Origin of the sequence: Comamonas sp. SCN 65-56 (genome assembly GCF_001724135.1) — a bacterium.
GTDB lineage: Bacteria > Pseudomonadota > Gammaproteobacteria > Burkholderiales > Burkholderiaceae_C > Comamonas_C.
The window spans coordinates 481,386-496,670 of sequence record NZ_MEDS01000025.1 but is presented as its reverse complement, the minus strand read 5'-3'; the positions used below and the strand labels follow the sequence as shown (position 1 = coordinate 496,670).

The window sequence follows — 15,285 nt, the reverse complement described above, 5'->3', positions numbered from 1 at the left end:
CACGCGCATGGATCACAAGATCAAGCTGCACCCCTCGGGCCAGGCCGTGCCCTGGGCCGAGGGGCTCACCGCGCTCGAAGCGCTCGAGCGTGCGGGCTACGCGCTGCCCAACAACTGCCGCGCCGGTGCCTGCGGCGAGTGCAAGGTCAAGGTGCGCTCGGGCGAGTTCGACCAGGGCTTCGTGCTCGACATGGCGCTGTCGCAGGAAGAGCGCGCCGCCGGTTGCGGCCTGATGTGCATGGCCAAGCCGATCTCCGAAGAGCTGGAGATCGAATGGGGCACCGAGGACGCCAAGCCGCTGCTGTTTCCGACGCGCGACGGCCAGTACGCGGTGCTGGTCGATCGCATTCCTCGCACGCCGCGCATCACCGAATTCGTGCTGCGTCCGCTGGGCGAGGCCATGCGTTTCTGGCCCGGGCAGTTCATCAAGCTCGGCGATGCGGCGCGCGGCATCCCGTCGCGTTCGTATTCGCTGGCCGGCGCGCCGCAGCACGACGGCGAGCTGCGCCTGCAGGTCACGCGTGTGGAGGCGCTGGCGCCCGATTCGCCCGAGGGCCGCACCAGCCGTTGGCTGCACGACGAGGTGCAGCTGGGCGATCAGCTGCGTTTTTCCGGCCCGCACGGCACCTTCATCGGCGACCCTTCGGTCGACACGCCGGTGCTGTGCCTGGCCGCGGGCTCGGGGCTGGCGCCAATTCTTTCGCTCACCGAGGCAGCGCTGCGCCGTGGCTACGCGCAACCGGTCACCTTGGTGTTCTCGGCGCGCGAGGCAGCCGATTTGTACGACGTCGGCCTGATGCGCTACTGGGAGGCACGTTATCCCAATTTTCATTACCTGCCCACGCTCACGCGCGAGCACAAGGCGGGCGTGCTGCAGGGCCGCATCCCGACCATCCTCGGCCAGCAGTTCCCCGACCTGAGCGGCTTCAGCGTCTTCGTCGCGGGCACGCCCGGCTTCGTCGATGATTGCGTGGTCGCGGCCAAGGCCCTGGGCGCGACCGATGCACTGATCCACACCGAAGGCTTCTTCGAGCAACTTTGAGGCGAACGAAACAGATGTACACCCAAGCCATGGACACCATGGGCAAGACGCTGCAGGCTGCAGCGCCCGCCAGCCCGCAGGAAGAGGCGCTGCAACAGCGTTTTGATGCACGCATCGATGCCGGTGAGTTCATCGAGGCCAAGGACTGGCTGCCCGAGCACTACCGCAAGACGCTGGTGCGCCAGATCAGCCAGCACGCGCATTCCGAATACGTCGGCATGCTGCCCGAGGGCAACTGGGTGACGCGCGCGCCCACGCTCAAGCGGAAGGCCATCCTGCTGGCCAAGATCCAGGACGAAGCCGGTCACGGCCTGTACCTGTATTCCGCCGCCGAGACCCTGGGCACCAGCCGCGACCAGATGCTGGGTGCGCTGCACAGCGGGCGCGCCAAGTACAGCTCGATCTTCAACTACCCCACGCTCACCTGGGCCGACGTAGGCACGATAGGCTGGCTGGTCGATGGCGCGGCGATCATGAATCAGGTGCCGCTGTGCCGCTGCTCCTACGGGCCGTATGCGCGCGCCATGGTGCGCATCTGCCGCGAAGAGAGCTTTCACCAGCGCCAGGGCTTTGATGCGCTGCTGGTGATGATGCAGCAGGGCACGGATGCGCAGCGCGCGATGGTGCAGGACGCGGTCAACCGCTGGTGGTGGCCGTCGGTGATGATGTTCGGCCCGCCGGACGACCAGTCGCCCAACAGCGCGCTGTCGATGCGCTGGGGCATCAAGCGCAACTCCAACGACGAGCTGCGCCAGAAGTTCATCGACGCCTGCGTCGATCAGGCCAAGGTGCTGGGCGTGAGCCTGCCCGATCCCGACCTGAAGTGGAACGAGGCGCGCCAGCACCACGACCACGGCGTGATCGACTGGGACGAGTTCTGGCGCGTGGTGGGCGGCGACGGCCCCTGCAACCGCGAGCGCCTGGCGGCGCGCGTCAAGGCCTGGGACGACGGCGCCTGGGTGCGCGAAGCGGCGCTGGCGCATGCGGGCAAGCAGGCGCAGCGTGAACGCGCGGTCGCATGAGTGCCTTCGCTCCCTTCCCCGCTGGGGGAGGGTTGGGGTGAGGGCTCGCAGCGCCTGCCGTGGAGACAAAGCCCCCATCCCTGCCTTCCCCCAAAGGGAGAAGGAGTACAAGCAAAAACAGCCTGCGACGCTTGATTGGTGTGCGCGAGGCGCTATTTATTGGAGAGTAAATCGATGACCACGCCAGATACCACCGCCACCGAATGGCCTCTTTGGGAAGTGTTCGTGCGCTCGCGCGCAGGGCTGGACCACAAGCATTGCGGCAGCCTGCATGCCTCGGATGCCAGGATGGCGATCCAGATGGCGCGCGACGTCTACACCCGGCGCCAGGAAGGCACCAGCATCTGGGTCGTGCCATCGAGCGCGATCGTCGCCAGCGACCCGGCCGACAAGGACATGTACTTTGACCCAGCCGAGGACAAGGTCTACCGCCATCCCACCTTCTTCACGCTGCCCGCAGCCGTGAACCACATGTGAGCGGAGGGCATTGACGTGCAAAGCATCCGCATTGGCAAGGAACCCCAGGTGCAGTATTTGCTGCGCGTGGCCGATACCTGTTTGATCCTCGCGCAGCGCATCACCGAATGGTGCGGCCACGCGCCGATTCTGGAGGAAGACATCGCGCTGTCCAACATGGGGCTGGACCTGCTCGGCCAGGCGCGCGGCGTGCTCACGCGCGCCGGTCAGGTGGATGGCCGCGGGCACGATGAAGACCAGCTCGCGTTTTTGCGCGGCGAGGGGGATTTCCTGAACGTCACCATGGCCGAGCTGCCGCGCGGCGACTTTGCCTTCACCTGCCTGCGCAACGCCATGCTGGCCACGCTGCTCAAGCTGCTCTGGCAGCGCCTGGAGAGCTCCAGTGACCGCGAGCTGGCCGCGATCGCCGGCAAGGCGGTGAAGGAAGCGCGCTACCACCAGCAGCATGCGGCCGATTGGGTGGTGCGCCTGGGCGATGGCACTGATGATTCGCGCCAGCGCATGCAGGCGGCGTTGGCGCAGCTCTGGCCCTACACCGCCGAGCTGTTCGAGCCCGATGCGGTGGACGACGCCGCGCAGGCTAGCGGCCTGGGCCCGCGCTGGGCCGATCTGCAGGCCGAGTGGCAGCAGGAGATGGCGCCGATTCTGGCCGCCGCCGATCTGGCCGTGCCTGAAGGCGACATCAAGTTCCGCAGCACGGGCAAGCACGGCGTGCACAGCGAGCACATGGGTTTCATCCTCGCCGAGATGCAGTACCTGCAGCGCAGCTACCCGGGAGGGGTGTGGTGAACGCTCTCGAAAAAGAAGCTGTCAGCGCCCGCGTGCAGGCCGCATGGGCCGTACTGGAGCAAGTGCAAGACCCGGAGATTCCGGTGATCTCGCTGTGCGACCTGGGCGTGGTGCGCGAGGTGCGCGAAAGCGGCGCGCTGCTGGAAGTGGTGCTCACGCCAACCTACTCCGGCTGCCCCGCGACCGAGGTCATCGCGCACGATGTGAAGACCGCGCTGGAGGCCGCGCAGCTCGGCCCGGTCGCCACCGTGCTGCAGCGCGCCCCCGCCTGGACCACCGACTGGATCAGCGCCAAGGGCAAGGCGGCCTTGCGTGAATACGGCATTGCGCCGCCCGGTCCGGTGCCGCTGGCAGATGCCCAACCGATCTGCATCACCCGCCGCCGCCAGCCGCCCGTGCCCTGTCCGCGCTGCGAAAGCACGCGCACCGAGCGCATCGCGCCGTTCGGCTCCACGCCGTGCAAGGCGCTGTACCGGTGTCTGAGCTGCCACGAACCGTTTGAACATTTCAAGCCGATATGAGCGTCATCTTCCACCCCTTGCGCGTGCGCGCGATCGAGCCCGACACCAGCGAGGCGGTCATCGTCTCGTTTGACGTGCCGCCTGATTTGCGCGAAGTCTTCGGCTTCATCCAGGGCCAGTACCTCACGCTGCGCGCCCAGGTCGATGGGCAGGACCTGCGCCGCTCCTACTCGATCTGCGCCGGTGCGGACGATGGCGAGCTGCGCGTGGGCGTGCGCAAGGTCCACGGCGGGCAGTTCTCGCACTGGATCAACACGCATCTGAAACCCGGCGACACGGTGCAGGTGATGGCGCCGCAGGGGCGCTTTTACGTGCCCACCGATCCGCAGGCGCGGCGCCACTATGTCGGCGTGGCCGGCGGCAGCGGCATCACGCCCATCCTCTCGATCATGAAGACCGTGCTCGGGCGCGAGCCCGCGAGCCGCTTCACCCTGCTCTACGCCAACCGCAGCCTGCAGTCCACGATGTTCAAGGAGGAGCTGGAAGACCTCAAGAACCGCTACCTGACGCGCGTGGCGCTGCACCACGTGTTCTCGGGCGAAGATACCGACGCGCCCATCAACATGGGGCTGATGGACCGCGCCAAGCTCGGCGATTTTCTGCAGCGTCTGGTGCCTGCCAGCAGCATCGACGAGGTCTTCGTCTGCGGGCCGTTCCAGATGAACGACGAGGCACAGGCCGCGCTGCTGGCGGCCGGTGTGCCAGAGGAGCGCATCCACATCGAGCGCTTCGGCGTGGCGCTGCAGGCGGGCGAGAAGGTCGGCGCGGTCGAGCACCGCGCGGCTGAGGGCGATGCCGAGCGCGCCAGCATCACCATCATCCGCGATGGTCTGAAGCGCGAATTCGCCTTCAGCAAGGAGCAGGCGAGCATCCTCGACGCGGCCTCGGCCGCCGGGCTGGAGGTGCCGTTTTCCTGTACCTCGGGCGTCTGCGGCACCTGCCGCGCCAAGCGCATCGAAGGCGAGGTGCGCATGGAGCGCAACTTCGCGCTGGAGAAGGCCGAGGTCGAGGCCGGCTTTGTGCTCACCTGCCAGTGCCGCCCGCTCACGCCGCGTGTCGTGCTCTCGTTTGATGAGCGTTAGACGCATACCAAACAACCGTTTCAGGCATCAATCACCACAATGGCACGGGGCCGCGCACCAGGGTATGAGGAGCAGCGCGAGCTGATCCTGCGCGAGGCCGCGCGTCTGTTCGCCGAGCTGGGCTACCCTGGTACCTCGATGAACCAGGTGGCGCAGGCCTGCGGCCTGTCCAAGCCCGCGCTCTACCACTACTTTCGCGACAAGTACGACCTGCTGGTGCAGATCGCCGAGGGCCACATCGCGCGGCTGCAGGTGCTGGTCGACGAGGTCGGCGCGCAGGCGCTTGCGCCGCCAGAGCGCTTGCGCGAGCTGATCGGGCGCTTCGTGCGCGAATACGCCCAGGCGCGCGACGCGCACCGCGTGCTGACCGAGGACGTGAAGTTCCTGCGCCCGGAGGATGCCGAGCGCATCCTCGGCACCGAGCGCGCGGTGGTCGCGGCGTTTGCCGACACGATTGCCGAGCAATGGCCGCAGGTCGGCCAGGCGCACCTGGCCAAGCCCACCACCATGCTGCTGTTCGGCATGATCAACTGGATGTTCACCTGGTTTCGTCCCGATGGCTCGCTCGACTACGACGCGATGGCACCTGTTGTCGCCGATCTGTTTTGCGGCGGCGTCACCGCCGTCAAGCCGCCCCAAGGCATGCCGGCCAAACGACGCGCCCGCATCAGGGTAGTTCCGACTGGCGCATCGTCCTGATTCGCCCCTCCATCACCCACCCCGCGAAAACTCGCACTCACTTCAACCACTGACTCAGAGGAGACTTTTCATGAAAAAACGCTGGACCGCCCTTGCCCTGGCCGCTGCCGGACTGATCGCCGCCAGTGGCGCCGCGATGGCCGACGTCAATGTCGGCGTGACCATCTCGGCCACCGGGCCCGCGGCTTCGCTCGGCATTCCGCAGAAGAACACCATCGCGCTGATGCCGCACACCATTGCGGGCGAGAAGATCAATTACATCGTGCTCGACGACGCTTCGGACACCACGCAGGGCGTCACCAACACGCGCAAGCTGATCAGCGAGAACAACGTCGACATCATCCTCGGCTCCAGCACCACGCCGGTGTCGCTGGCGATGATCGACATCGTTGCCGAAGCCAAGACGCCGATGATCTCGGTGGCCGCCTCGGCCAAGATCGTCGAGCCGGTCGATGCCAAGCGCCACTGGGTTTTCAAGACACCGCAAAACGACATCATGATGTCGCTCGCCATCGTCGAGCACATGGCCAACAACGGCGTGAAGACGGTGGGCTTCATCGGCTTCTCGGACGCCTATGGCGAGGGCTGGGCGCAGGAATTCGCCAAGGCCGCGGCGCTCAAGAAAATCAACATCGTGGCCAGTGAGCGCTACGCTCGCACCGATACCTCGGTGACCGGCCAGGCCCTGAAGATCAAGGCCGCCAACCCTGATGCGGTGCTGATCGCCGGCTCGGGCACGCCGGCCGCGCTGCCGCAGACCGCGCTCAAGAAGATCGGTTACGCCGGCAAGTACTACCAGACCCACGGCGTGGCCAACAACGACTTCCTGCGCGTTGGCGGCAAGGATGTCGAGGGCACCATCCTGCCGGCCGGCCCCGTGCTGGTGGCCGATCAACTGCCCGCGACCAACCAGGTCAAGGCATCGGCGTTGGCCTACGTGCACGCCTACGAAAAAGCCTACGGCAAGGGCAGCGTGTCGACCTTCGGTGCGCATGGCTGGGATGCGGGCGTGCTGATGACCGCCGCCGTGCCGGTGGCGCTCAAGAAGGCCAAGCCCGGCACGCCGGAGTTCCGCGTCGCGCTGCGCGATGCGATCGAGGGCCTGAAGGAAGTGCCCGGCGCGCACGGCATCTTCACCATGTCGCCGACCGACCACCTGGGGCTGGACCAGCGCGCGCGCGTGATGGTGACGATCCAGAACGGCAAGTGGAAATACATCGGCAACGATTGATCCGCCTGCCGCGGCAAACGCCTCCTGAGCCGCGTTGGCCCAGGGGGCGTTTGCTTTTCAGCGCGCGATCGTCACCCTGCCTTGCAGCGTCGTCTGCGTGAACGCATCGAGCAGCAGTTCGGCGCGCACCGTCCAGTCGCCCGCGGCCGGGATCAGCACCGCGTCGGCGCGCCAACGCCCCGGCGCCACGGCATGCGCCTGGGCGTGCAAGGCCTCCATGCCCAGCGCCGGGTTGGCCAGCACGAACGCCACTTCCTGGGGCGTGACCGAGCCTGGGTCCAGCGTTGCCGTGATCGTGACCGGCCCGGTGGCGGCCGGCGTGATCACCAGAGCCATGCGCGTTTGCCCGTTGTCCAGGAAGAGGCGCGCCGGCTGTGCCTTTGCCGCCGTGGTTGCTGGCGGCGCCAGGCTGCGCGGCGGCGGCGTGAAGCGCCAGAGTGCGACGACCGCCAGCACGGCCACGAGCATCCCGGTTTCGATGGCGATGGAGCGCGCCATGCGCTGCCCGGCGCCATTTTGCAACTGCAGGACGGCCGGCGTGAGCCGCCAGCGGTTCCAGGCCGCCAGCAGCAGCACCAGCGCGACCAGCGCGAGCTTGGCCAGCAGCACCCGCCCATAGCCTGTGCCGGTGAGCGCCCGCGGATCGCCGAGCTGGATGCTGGCCAGCGCCAGCCCCGCCAGCACCAGTGCCGCCAGCACCCACGGGATGGCGCGCGAGAAGCGTGCCAGCAGCCGCAGCGCGTCCGTCCCCGGCTGGCGCAAGCTGGTGGCCAACGGAATGAGCGCCCCCAGCCACAGCGCCACGGCGCAGACGTGCACGAGCACCGCCGCGCGTGCCCACGGGTACGGTGCCGTGCTGGCGTGGCCGCTGGCGCTCAGTGCCGCGCCGCTGCCCAGCAGTGCCAGCAGGCCCGCGCTGCGCGCAAGCCAGCTGCCGTGCCCACGCAGGGCGCCCAGCGCCAGCAGCAGGCTGACGCCAGCCAGCGCCAGCGTGGCGCCCAGGCTGCTCTGGGCACCCGTGCGCCATGCCTGCCAGCGGGCGCTCTCATGCAGCGCGAGACCCAGCATGTCCGCGCCCTGCAGCGCCGGAGAGAGCACTGCCGAGACCAGCCCGATGGCCAACAGTGCGCTGCCGAGCCGCCGCGCGGATGGCGTGCATGCCGATGCATTCCAGGCACACCAGAAGGCCGTACCCGCGCCCAGGAAGAGGCCCAGGTACAAGGCCCATTTCGCCAGCCAGATGGCGGTTTTCAAAGGCGCGGTGCTGACCGCCACGGCAGGCGCTACAGGTGCAGCACCAATGCCAACGGACCAGCGCAGCACGCCGCTCACCGGATGACCGTCGGCAGAGATGACATGCCAGACCAAGGCGTGGTTGCCGTCGGTCAACGCCGGTAGTGGCACCTGGACCTGCGCGCCTTCGGTGCGCGCCCCCGGCACGGGCAGCGCCGAGCCATCGGGCTCGATGATCTGCAAACGCGTCACGGTCACTGGCTCGCCGAAGGTGAGCAGCGCCTGGCGGGGCGCCTGCGCCAGCACGCTGCCATCGGCCGGTTCGGCATGCAGCAGCGCGGTGTGCGCCCAGGCCGCGCTGCCCAGCAGCAGCGTGCCCAGCAGCAGCGCCAGCAGCAGCGGGTACAGCCACCGTAGCGGCGCCGGTTTCATGATTTGCGCGCAGGCAGCAGCGTGAGGGTCGGCGCGGGTTTCTCTGGGTGCTTCTGATCGGCGGAGGGCCGCTCGATCCAGCGTTCCACCCCCTGCTCACAGGTCTGCACCGTGGGAAAGGCCAGCGTGCTGCCCGGCGCGAGCGTGGACGCGATCTGGCTGCTGAAGGCGAACTCGTCGTAATACGCATCGGGCAAGGTGCCACCCGACCAGGTGATGGTGCGCACCCCCTCGCTGACCTGGTTGCCGTGGAAGGTATAGGGCCGGGCGTATTTCTCGTGCGTGGTTTCTATCGTCCAGCCGGGCTTGACCTGCGGCTTGACGGCGATGACCCCGTCCGGGATCTGCACGCTGAGCTTGACGGTGGCTGAACCCGTGCAGCCATGCGGCACCGTGAGTACCGCTTTGTAGCCTGCGCCCACGGACGCCTGTGGCACCTGCAGGCTGACATGCGCATGGGCCGCACCGGCGACCAAGCAAACAAGGGCGATGAGTGATGGGCTGTGGGCGGCATGGTTGGGGATATTCATGAAAGACCTCGTGTGAAATTCAAAATTGATAGCGTAAACCGGCATGAATACTGCGTCCGGTGCCAGGGTAGAAAGTGCTGGGCGGGGCGCCAACACTGGCGTTGAGCACGGTGCCAAAATCGGCCACATAGCGCTTGTTGGTCAGGTTGCGGAGATCGACGAAGAAGCTCAGGCCGCTGCGCAGTGTGGCACCGACCTTCAGGCCGAGCAGCGCGTAGCGCGGTGTCCTGGCGGTGTTGGCATAGTCCACCCAGGCGCCGACGGGAACCCAGTCCAGCGTCGGCGTGACGTAGAAACCATTGGCCTGCGTGTAGATCAGCGCGGTGCGCAGCAGGTGCTTGGGCAGCCCGGGAATCGCGTTGTTGCCGTACTGCGGATCACTGCGGAAGCTGAAATCGCTCCAGTTCCATAGCTGGCTCAGGACCAGCGTGTCCCCCGTAGCCGGGACCAGGTTGCGCGCCAGTTCCAGCGACGCCCCCAGCTCGATGCCTTGGTGCAGCGTGCGACCGGCGTTGAAGGTGGAGGCCGGTATCGCCGGATTGACGGTGTATTGCAGCAGCTCGCCGCGCACCCGGGAGCGGTAATAGGTGGCATCCCAGCGCCATGGCCCGCTGCTGCCGCGCGTGCCGATCTCCATCGTCCAGGCGCGCTGCGAAGCCAGTGGCACGAAGCGGCTGCTGGCGCCGAAGGTCTGCGTCAGATCGGTGAAATCCGGTACATCCTGGCTGCGGGTGATGTTGGCGAACACCTGAACGTCGCGTTGTGGCTGCCAGAGCAGGCCCAGTCGGGGGTTGAGTCCGTTGAAGTTCGCCTGGTCCGTGCGCGCACCGGGCTCGGCGGACAGGCCGTGGTCCAGATAGCGGCGCTCGTTGCGCAGCGTCTTGAGCCCGGCAATCACGGCCAGTTCGGGTGAGACGTGCCAGTGGTCTTCAACATAGACCTCGGTGTTCTGCGCCTTCTGGCGCGCGTTCAGCGTCGGCGCGGCCGCCACGCCAGCGTTGTTGACGAAGCGCAAGGCCTCGTAGTCGCCACTGGTGATGCGTGCGCCCAGCGTCAGGTCATTGCGGTGATCGCCGACCTGCCAGGAGCGGTGGTAGCGCGGCGCCAGGCCCCAGGTGTTGCCGTTGAGCGTGAGTACCTGAAAGATGGGGTGGAACATGTCGGTATGGATCAGCCAGCTGTCCAGCTCCAACTGCCCGTCGCCCAACGCCACGGTGGTGCGATTGGCCAGGCGCTGCACGCGCATGTCGCGCGCCTGGTGCTGCGCCACGATGCCGGCGCCGGCCTTGCGTGGATCGGCCAGCGCATCGGCCAGCGTCAGCGTGCCGGGCAGCTGCTGGTTGGTGGCGTAAATGCCCAGGTAAAACCGGGTCTCGGCCGACGGCCCGAGGCGGTAGCCGAGATTACCGTTGAACTGGCCGTAATTGCCGGTTTCGTGGGCGCGCCAGCCGTCGGCGTGCGAGGCGGTGATATTGGCCAGCAGATCCACATCGCCCAGCACCCGCGACACCTGGCCGCTGGTCTGCAGCGTGCCGAAGCTGCCGCCCGAGAGCTGGATGATGTTGGGCGACAGCGCCGTGCGCGCCGTGGGCGTGACGAAATTGATTGCACCGCCCAACGTCGACGCGCCATAGCGCAGTGCGTTGCCGCCCTTGTAGATTTCGGTGCTGCGCAGCCCCATGGGGTCAATTTCGTAGAAATCGCCGCTGCCGTCAGCCAGGTTGGTCGGGATGCCGTCTTGCAGCAGCTCGATGCCGCGCATGTGGAAGCTGCGCGCGATGCCCGAGCCGCGCACCGACAGGCGCAACTCCTGCCCGTAGCGGTTTTGCGTGAACACGCCGGGGGCCTCCTGCAGTACGTCGCGCAGATTGCTTTGGTAGCGATCGAGCAGCGTGGCGTTGTCGATGAAACCCACCGAGCCCGCGGTTTGCTCGATAGCCTGGCGCTGGCGCACGACACTGGGCCCGGTGAGTGAGTCGGGTTCGGGCTCGCTCACGGTCAGCGTAGGCAGCGCGGGTGCAGGTGCATCGGCCTGCGGCGCCGCAGCCGCCGTTTGCGCGTGTGCGCCCAGGCCCAGCAGTGCCGAGATCAGCATCGCCAGCGAGGCGTCGCGCCGCGCGGCCCGGCGAGGCCGGGCGATAGATTGAATCCACATGAAAAACTCCCGCCAAGATGGTCGGCTGCCGATGGCAGCCCATTGGCCTGTATGAATCGAACGCACGCATGCGCCCATGACAGGCGCAGGCATGCAATGCATGGCGACGGCCGCAGCAGCCTGCGGGCCGTACCGTTCAGGCGTGGGTGTGTGGGGGAGCCCGCGGATCGGGGAGCAATGCGCGCCGCGCGGACGGCCGCTGGGCAAGCTCCACGGGCAAAGCGTGCGCGGTCTGAGAGGCCCGCATCGCCACCGTGACAGGCGTGGGTGGTGGCGCAGGCGTGTGGTGCTGCCCATTGCAGCCCAGCAGGCAGCACAGCGCATGGGTGCAACTGTCTTTATCGGGTTGCGATTGCCCGCCGCCATGGCTTTGCGAGCAGATGTCCGTGGCCCAAGGTGGCAGCTGTGTCTGGGCCACTACCGGCAGCGGCGCGAGCGCAATCGCCAGCACATGCAGCAGCCATGCGCAGGCCAGCACGGAGGAAATCCACCGCCGTTGTCTGCCGCGTATGGGCGTGCTGTATTTCACCCTGTCTCCGTGTGGTTGTCCGCTGTTGGATGGGGGCATTGTCACGTACGTTCCAGTCGGCATGCAGTACGAGGGGCGCCGCGACCACTTTGCGGTAAGGTAGCCCCATGCAGCACGACAGCCCCCTCCCCGAGCACCTTCAGCCCACCGCGGCGATCGACAGCGACCACCCTGCGGTGATGGCCTTTGCGCGCGAACACGCCCAAGGCCATGACGAGCGCGAGCGCGCCGTGGCGCTCAACCTGGCGGTGCGCGACGGTTTTCGCTATGACCCGTATCGCATCGATTTGAGTCTGCCCGGCATGCGCGCCAGTGGAGTGCTGGAGAAGGGCTATGGCTGGTGCGTGCCCAAGGCGGTGCTGCTCGCCGCAGCCGCGCGCGCGGCCGGCATTCCCGCGCGCCTGGGTTTTGCCGACGTGCGCAACCACCTGAGCACCGAGCGCATGCGGCGCACCATGCAGACCGATACCTTTTACTGGCATGGCTACACCGAGCTGTGGCTGGACGGTGCCTGGCGCAAGGCCACGCCGGCCTTCAACATCGAGCTGTGCGAGCGCTTCGGCCTGCTGCCACTGGAGTTCGATGGCGTGCACGACTCGCTCTACCACGCGTTCGACAAGTCCGGGCACCGCCACATGGAGTATCTGAATCAGCGCGGCAGCTTCAGCGATTTGCCGCTGGCCGAGTTGCGCGCCGATTTCGAGCGCCTCTACCCCAACTGGACACAGATGCAGTCCGCCGATTTCGAGCACGAGGTGCGGCAGGAGACGCGCAAGTGAACACCGCGCAGGAAATCGGCGTGCCCGAGGGCTTCGAGCCCTTTCGCATCGGCGGCAACTTCATGGCTGTCAACGGCCCGCTGCATATCCGCTGTGCCGGGGCGGATAGCCGCCTGGGACTGCGCGTCGAGGCGCGCCATGTGAACCCGATGGACAACCTGCACGGCGGCATGATGGCGAGCTTTTGCGACATGCTGCTGGTGGTCGTTGCCTACGCGCAGAGCTCCGAGGTGCATGGACATTTCCTGCCGACCGTGAGCCTACAGATGGATTACCTCGCGCCCGCGCCGCTGGGCTGCTGGATCGAGGGCTCGGGCCAGCTCTTGCGCAGTACGCGCTCGCTGGCCTTCGTGCAGGCGCTGGTCACGGCCGATGGCACGCCCTGCGTGCGCGCCAGTGGCGTACTCAAGCTCGGGCCGCAGATGCCCGATGCGCTGCTGCCTTTCTGACACCTTTCTTGTTGACTCGCGGAGACTTTCATGCCCGATCTGAACACGCTGTTCGAGGCCGCCGTCGCCAATTCCAAGACGCTCAGCGAGCGCCCGGACAATCCGACGCTGCTCAAGATCTATGCACTTTACAAGCAGGCGACGCAGGGCGACAACGCCGACAAGAAGCCCAGCCTGACGGACCTCGTGGGCCGTGCCAAATGGGATGCCTGGAACAAGCTCAAGGGCACGGCGCAGAATGCGGCGCGCCAGCAGTACATCGATCTCATTGCGTCGCTGCGCGGCTGACGTCACCCTGCAGGCGCTGCAGGCGTTCGCTGGCGGGCAGTTGCGCCAGCGCCTTCACGGCGGCGTGAAAGCGCGGCCAGTCGCGTCCTTCGCGCTCGAACAGCGCGGTGAACGCAGGCACCAGGTCCTCATACGCCGCTTGCGTGCCAAAGCTGGCGTTGTTGGCGTCCTGCACCCAGCGGTCCAGCGCGGCGAGTTGCCCCGCGGTGCTACCCTGTGCCTGCCAGTGCGCGCGCAACCCGGCATAGGCGGTGCGGAAGCTGGCGAAAACTTCGTTTTTCATAGCTAATAGCGCTTGATGGTCATGCGCTACAGCCGAATTTGATGCATAAAGCAGCGCCAGCTGCTCGCGCGTGCTGCGCGTGAGTGCGCGCCACTCGCGTCGGCGTGTTTCGCTCGCTTCGTAGGCCTGCAGCGCCGCGGGCGTGGCGTAGTGTTTGAGCCATTGCAGCGTGCCCAGCCGCCCCACGGCGGTGGCGTAGGACTCGTTGAAGGCGGTGTCGCCGCTGGCATAGACCTCCTGGTGCGCGAGCTCGTGCAGCATCAGCTGGACGAAATCGCCCTCGGGCCAGGTGATCCAGGTCGAGAGCAGCGGATCGCCGCCGAGCCAGTTGCTGTAGCCCAGCGTCGAGTAGGCGGGCACGCCGTAGACGCTGACTTCCAGCCCGGTGGCGGCCAGGCGTGCGGCTTCTGCGCGCGCCTCGGCCTCATTGAAATAGCCGCGGTAGCCTATGCAGCCGGTGACGGGGAAGCACCAGCGATGCAATTGCAGTGAAAACGGCGGCGCGGCCACCACATTCCAGACCGCGGCGCTGCGGTCGATGGCGGCGTAGCGCGTGTAGCTGGCGTTGTCCGGCAGCGCCAGCTCGGTGACGCCAAAGCGCCGTGCGCGCTCGGCCAGTTCCAGGCGCTGGCGCAGCGGCGGCGGGGTGTGCGGCTCGGCGATCCATTCGGGCAACGGTCGCGCGGCGTTGAGCAGGGCCAGATGCCCCTGCAGCGATTGCCAGTAGTAGCCGGTGCCAGCGCAGCCGACCAGTGCCAGCACGGCCAGGGCAGCCAGCACCAGGCGCAGCAGGGAATGTTTCATGCAGCAAGAGCGAAGGCGCGCACAATCGCGCGATGCCTGAGACTGCAGAACCTGCCGGCCTGTTCCACGATGGCGCCGGGCACGCACGCTGCGCCTGGTGCGCGGCAACGCCGCTGTACCAACGCTACCACGACGAGGAGTGGGGCTATCCGGTGGCCGACGAGCGGCGGCTGTTCGAAAAACTCTGTTTGGAAGGTTTTCAGGCAGGCTTGAGCTGGCTCACCATCCTGAACAAGCGCGAGGCCTTTCGCGCCGCGATGGCGAATTTCGAGGCCGAGACGCTGGCGCATTTCGGTGATGCCGAAGTGACGGCGCTGCTGGCCAACGCCGCCATCGTGCGCCACCGCGGCAAGATTGTCTCGGCGATCGGCAATGCCGCCCGCATGCTGGAGTTGCGCCGCGAATTCGGCTCCTTCGCGCACTATGTCTGGCGCCATGCCGATGCGGCGCAGCAGGGGCGGCCGCAGACGATCACCGCGCAGGCGCTGCGCAACATGACCACTTCGCCGGCCTCGCACGCACTCTCGCGCGATCTGAAAAAGCGCGGCTTCACCTTTGTCGGCCCGACGACGATGTACGCCTTCATGCAGGCGATGGGTCTGGTCAATGACCATGTGCAGGGCTGCGCTGCGCGCGCCAAGGCGGACGCGGCACGCGCCGCCTTTGTGCTGCCCTGAAAAAGTGCGCGTTCGGGGCTCAGCTCCCGCCGCTGTGGGTGCGCTTGCCGGGGTTCTTCTTGTAATGGGTGTGCGAGCCGCGCTCCAGGCTGCTGCGCTGGCCGCCGCCGTTGCGCGTCAGCGGCATGCCGGGCATGGGAGTGGGGCGCGGCGTGCGCTTGCGGTCGGCTTCGGTAACGATCTTGTTGCCCATGGTGATGGTTTCCTGGTGCGAATGATGGGATGAAAACCCTCTATTAGGCCACAGTCGCTGCCACAGATCG

The 15,285-nt window shown here is 67.2% G+C and carries 18 protein-coding genes; 12 read left to right on the top strand and 6 right to left on the bottom strand.

The features are described from left to right. Positions 1-7: 7 nt before the first annotated feature. From ABS45_RS15275 to ABS45_RS15240, 8 genes are all read left to right on the top strand, one after another. Positions 8-1,042, top strand: coding sequence for a 2Fe-2S iron-sulfur cluster-binding protein (locus tag ABS45_RS15275; RefSeq protein WP_291556925.1), 1,035 nt, complete (start codon positions 8-10; stop codon positions 1,040-1,042). Between the two features lie 14 nt (positions 1,043-1,056). Continuing rightward, positions 1,057-2,064, top strand: a complete 1,008-nt coding sequence (paaA, locus tag ABS45_RS15270) for a 1,2-phenylacetyl-CoA epoxidase subunit PaaA (protein WP_291556923.1) — start codon at positions 1,057-1,059, stop codon at positions 2,062-2,064. 174 nt (positions 2,065-2,238) lie between these two features. Beyond that, positions 2,239-2,541, top strand: coding sequence for a 1,2-phenylacetyl-CoA epoxidase subunit PaaB (gene paaB, locus ABS45_RS15265; RefSeq protein ID WP_291556920.1), 303 nt, complete (start codon positions 2,239-2,241; stop codon positions 2,539-2,541). 15 nt (positions 2,542-2,556) lie between these two features. Then, entirely contained in the window at positions 2,557-3,330 is a 774-nt protein-coding gene (paaC, locus tag ABS45_RS15260) for a 1,2-phenylacetyl-CoA epoxidase subunit PaaC (RefSeq protein WP_291556917.1), read from the top strand. After that, entirely contained in the window at positions 3,327-3,851 is a 525-nt protein-coding gene (gene paaD, locus ABS45_RS15255; RefSeq protein WP_291556913.1) for a 1,2-phenylacetyl-CoA epoxidase subunit PaaD, read from the top strand. Before paaC ends, paaD begins: the two co-directional genes overlap by 4 nt. After that, a complete protein-coding gene (paaE, locus tag ABS45_RS15250; RefSeq protein ID WP_291556910.1) occupies positions 3,848-4,933 on the top strand; it encodes a 1,2-phenylacetyl-CoA epoxidase subunit PaaE in 1,086 nt (361 codons plus the stop codon). The genes paaD and paaE overlap by 4 nt, the downstream gene beginning before the upstream one ends. Before the next feature lie 39 nt (positions 4,934-4,972). Further along, a complete protein-coding gene (locus ABS45_RS15245) occupies positions 4,973-5,632 on the top strand; it encodes a TetR/AcrR family transcriptional regulator (protein ID WP_291556907.1) in 660 nt (219 codons plus the stop codon). Between the two features lie 70 nt (positions 5,633-5,702). Continuing rightward, entirely contained in the window at positions 5,703-6,863 is a 1,161-nt protein-coding gene (locus tag ABS45_RS15240; RefSeq protein ID WP_291556902.1) for an ABC transporter substrate-binding protein, read from the top strand. A gap of 57 nt (positions 6,864-6,920) precedes the next feature. Here the strand turns inward: ABS45_RS15240 and ABS45_RS15235 are convergent, their stop codons facing one another. The 4 genes from ABS45_RS15235 to ABS45_RS15220 form a co-directional block, all read right to left on the bottom strand. Next, positions 6,921-8,528 carry a CopD family protein gene (locus ABS45_RS15235; RefSeq protein ID WP_291556900.1) on the bottom strand — a complete coding sequence of 536 codons (1,608 nt, stop codon included), beginning with the start codon at positions 8,526-8,528 and terminating at the stop codon, positions 6,921-6,923. Further along, entirely contained in the window at positions 8,525-9,058 is a 534-nt protein-coding gene (locus ABS45_RS15230) for a YcnI family protein (RefSeq protein WP_291556897.1), read from the bottom strand. Before ABS45_RS15230 ends, ABS45_RS15235 begins: the two co-directional genes overlap by 4 nt. 19 nt (positions 9,059-9,077) lie before the next feature. Then, a complete protein-coding gene (locus ABS45_RS15225; protein ID WP_291556894.1) occupies positions 9,078-11,213 on the bottom strand; it encodes a TonB-dependent receptor in 2,136 nt (711 codons plus the stop codon). 136 nt (positions 11,214-11,349) lie between these two features. Next, a complete protein-coding gene (locus tag ABS45_RS15220; RefSeq protein ID WP_291556891.1) occupies positions 11,350-11,691 on the bottom strand; it encodes a DUF2946 family protein in 342 nt (113 codons plus the stop codon). Between the two features lie 158 nt (positions 11,692-11,849). On the opposite strand from ABS45_RS15220, the gene ABS45_RS15215 reads away from it, so the two are divergent. From ABS45_RS15215 to ABS45_RS15205, 3 genes are read left to right on the top strand one after another with little or no spacing between them, the layout of a single operon-like run. Then, a complete protein-coding gene (locus ABS45_RS15215; RefSeq protein ID WP_291556888.1) occupies positions 11,850-12,521 on the top strand; it encodes a transglutaminase family protein in 672 nt (223 codons plus the stop codon). Continuing rightward, positions 12,518-12,970, top strand: a complete 453-nt coding sequence (locus tag ABS45_RS15210; protein WP_291556885.1) for a PaaI family thioesterase — start codon at positions 12,518-12,520, stop codon at positions 12,968-12,970. Before ABS45_RS15215 ends, ABS45_RS15210 begins: the two co-directional genes overlap by 4 nt. Positions 12,971-13,000: 30 nt before the next feature. Beyond that, positions 13,001-13,258 (top strand): acyl-CoA-binding protein, encoded by a 258-nt coding sequence (locus ABS45_RS15205; protein ID WP_291556882.1) that lies wholly within the window; start codon positions 13,001-13,003, stop codon positions 13,256-13,258. Here ABS45_RS15205 and ABS45_RS15200 read toward each other — a convergent pair. Beyond that, entirely contained in the window at positions 13,236-14,345 is a 1,110-nt protein-coding gene (locus ABS45_RS15200) for an aminopeptidase (RefSeq protein ID WP_291556879.1), read from the bottom strand. The two genes, ABS45_RS15205 and ABS45_RS15200, sit on opposite strands and share 23 nt — an antisense overlap. Before the next feature lie 32 nt (positions 14,346-14,377). On the opposite strand from ABS45_RS15200, the gene ABS45_RS15195 reads away from it, so the two are divergent. Further along, positions 14,378-15,022: a DNA-3-methyladenine glycosylase I gene (locus ABS45_RS15195; protein ID WP_291556876.1), complete on the top strand. Its 645-nt coding sequence runs from the start codon at positions 14,378-14,380 to the stop codon at positions 15,020-15,022. A 19-nt stretch (positions 15,023-15,041) separates the two neighbouring features. Here ABS45_RS15195 and ABS45_RS15190 read toward each other — a convergent pair whose 3' ends face one another. Further along, entirely contained in the window at positions 15,042-15,215 is a 174-nt protein-coding gene (locus tag ABS45_RS15190; RefSeq protein ID WP_291556873.1) for a hypothetical protein, read from the bottom strand. Between the last annotated feature and the right edge of the window lie 70 nt (positions 15,216-15,285).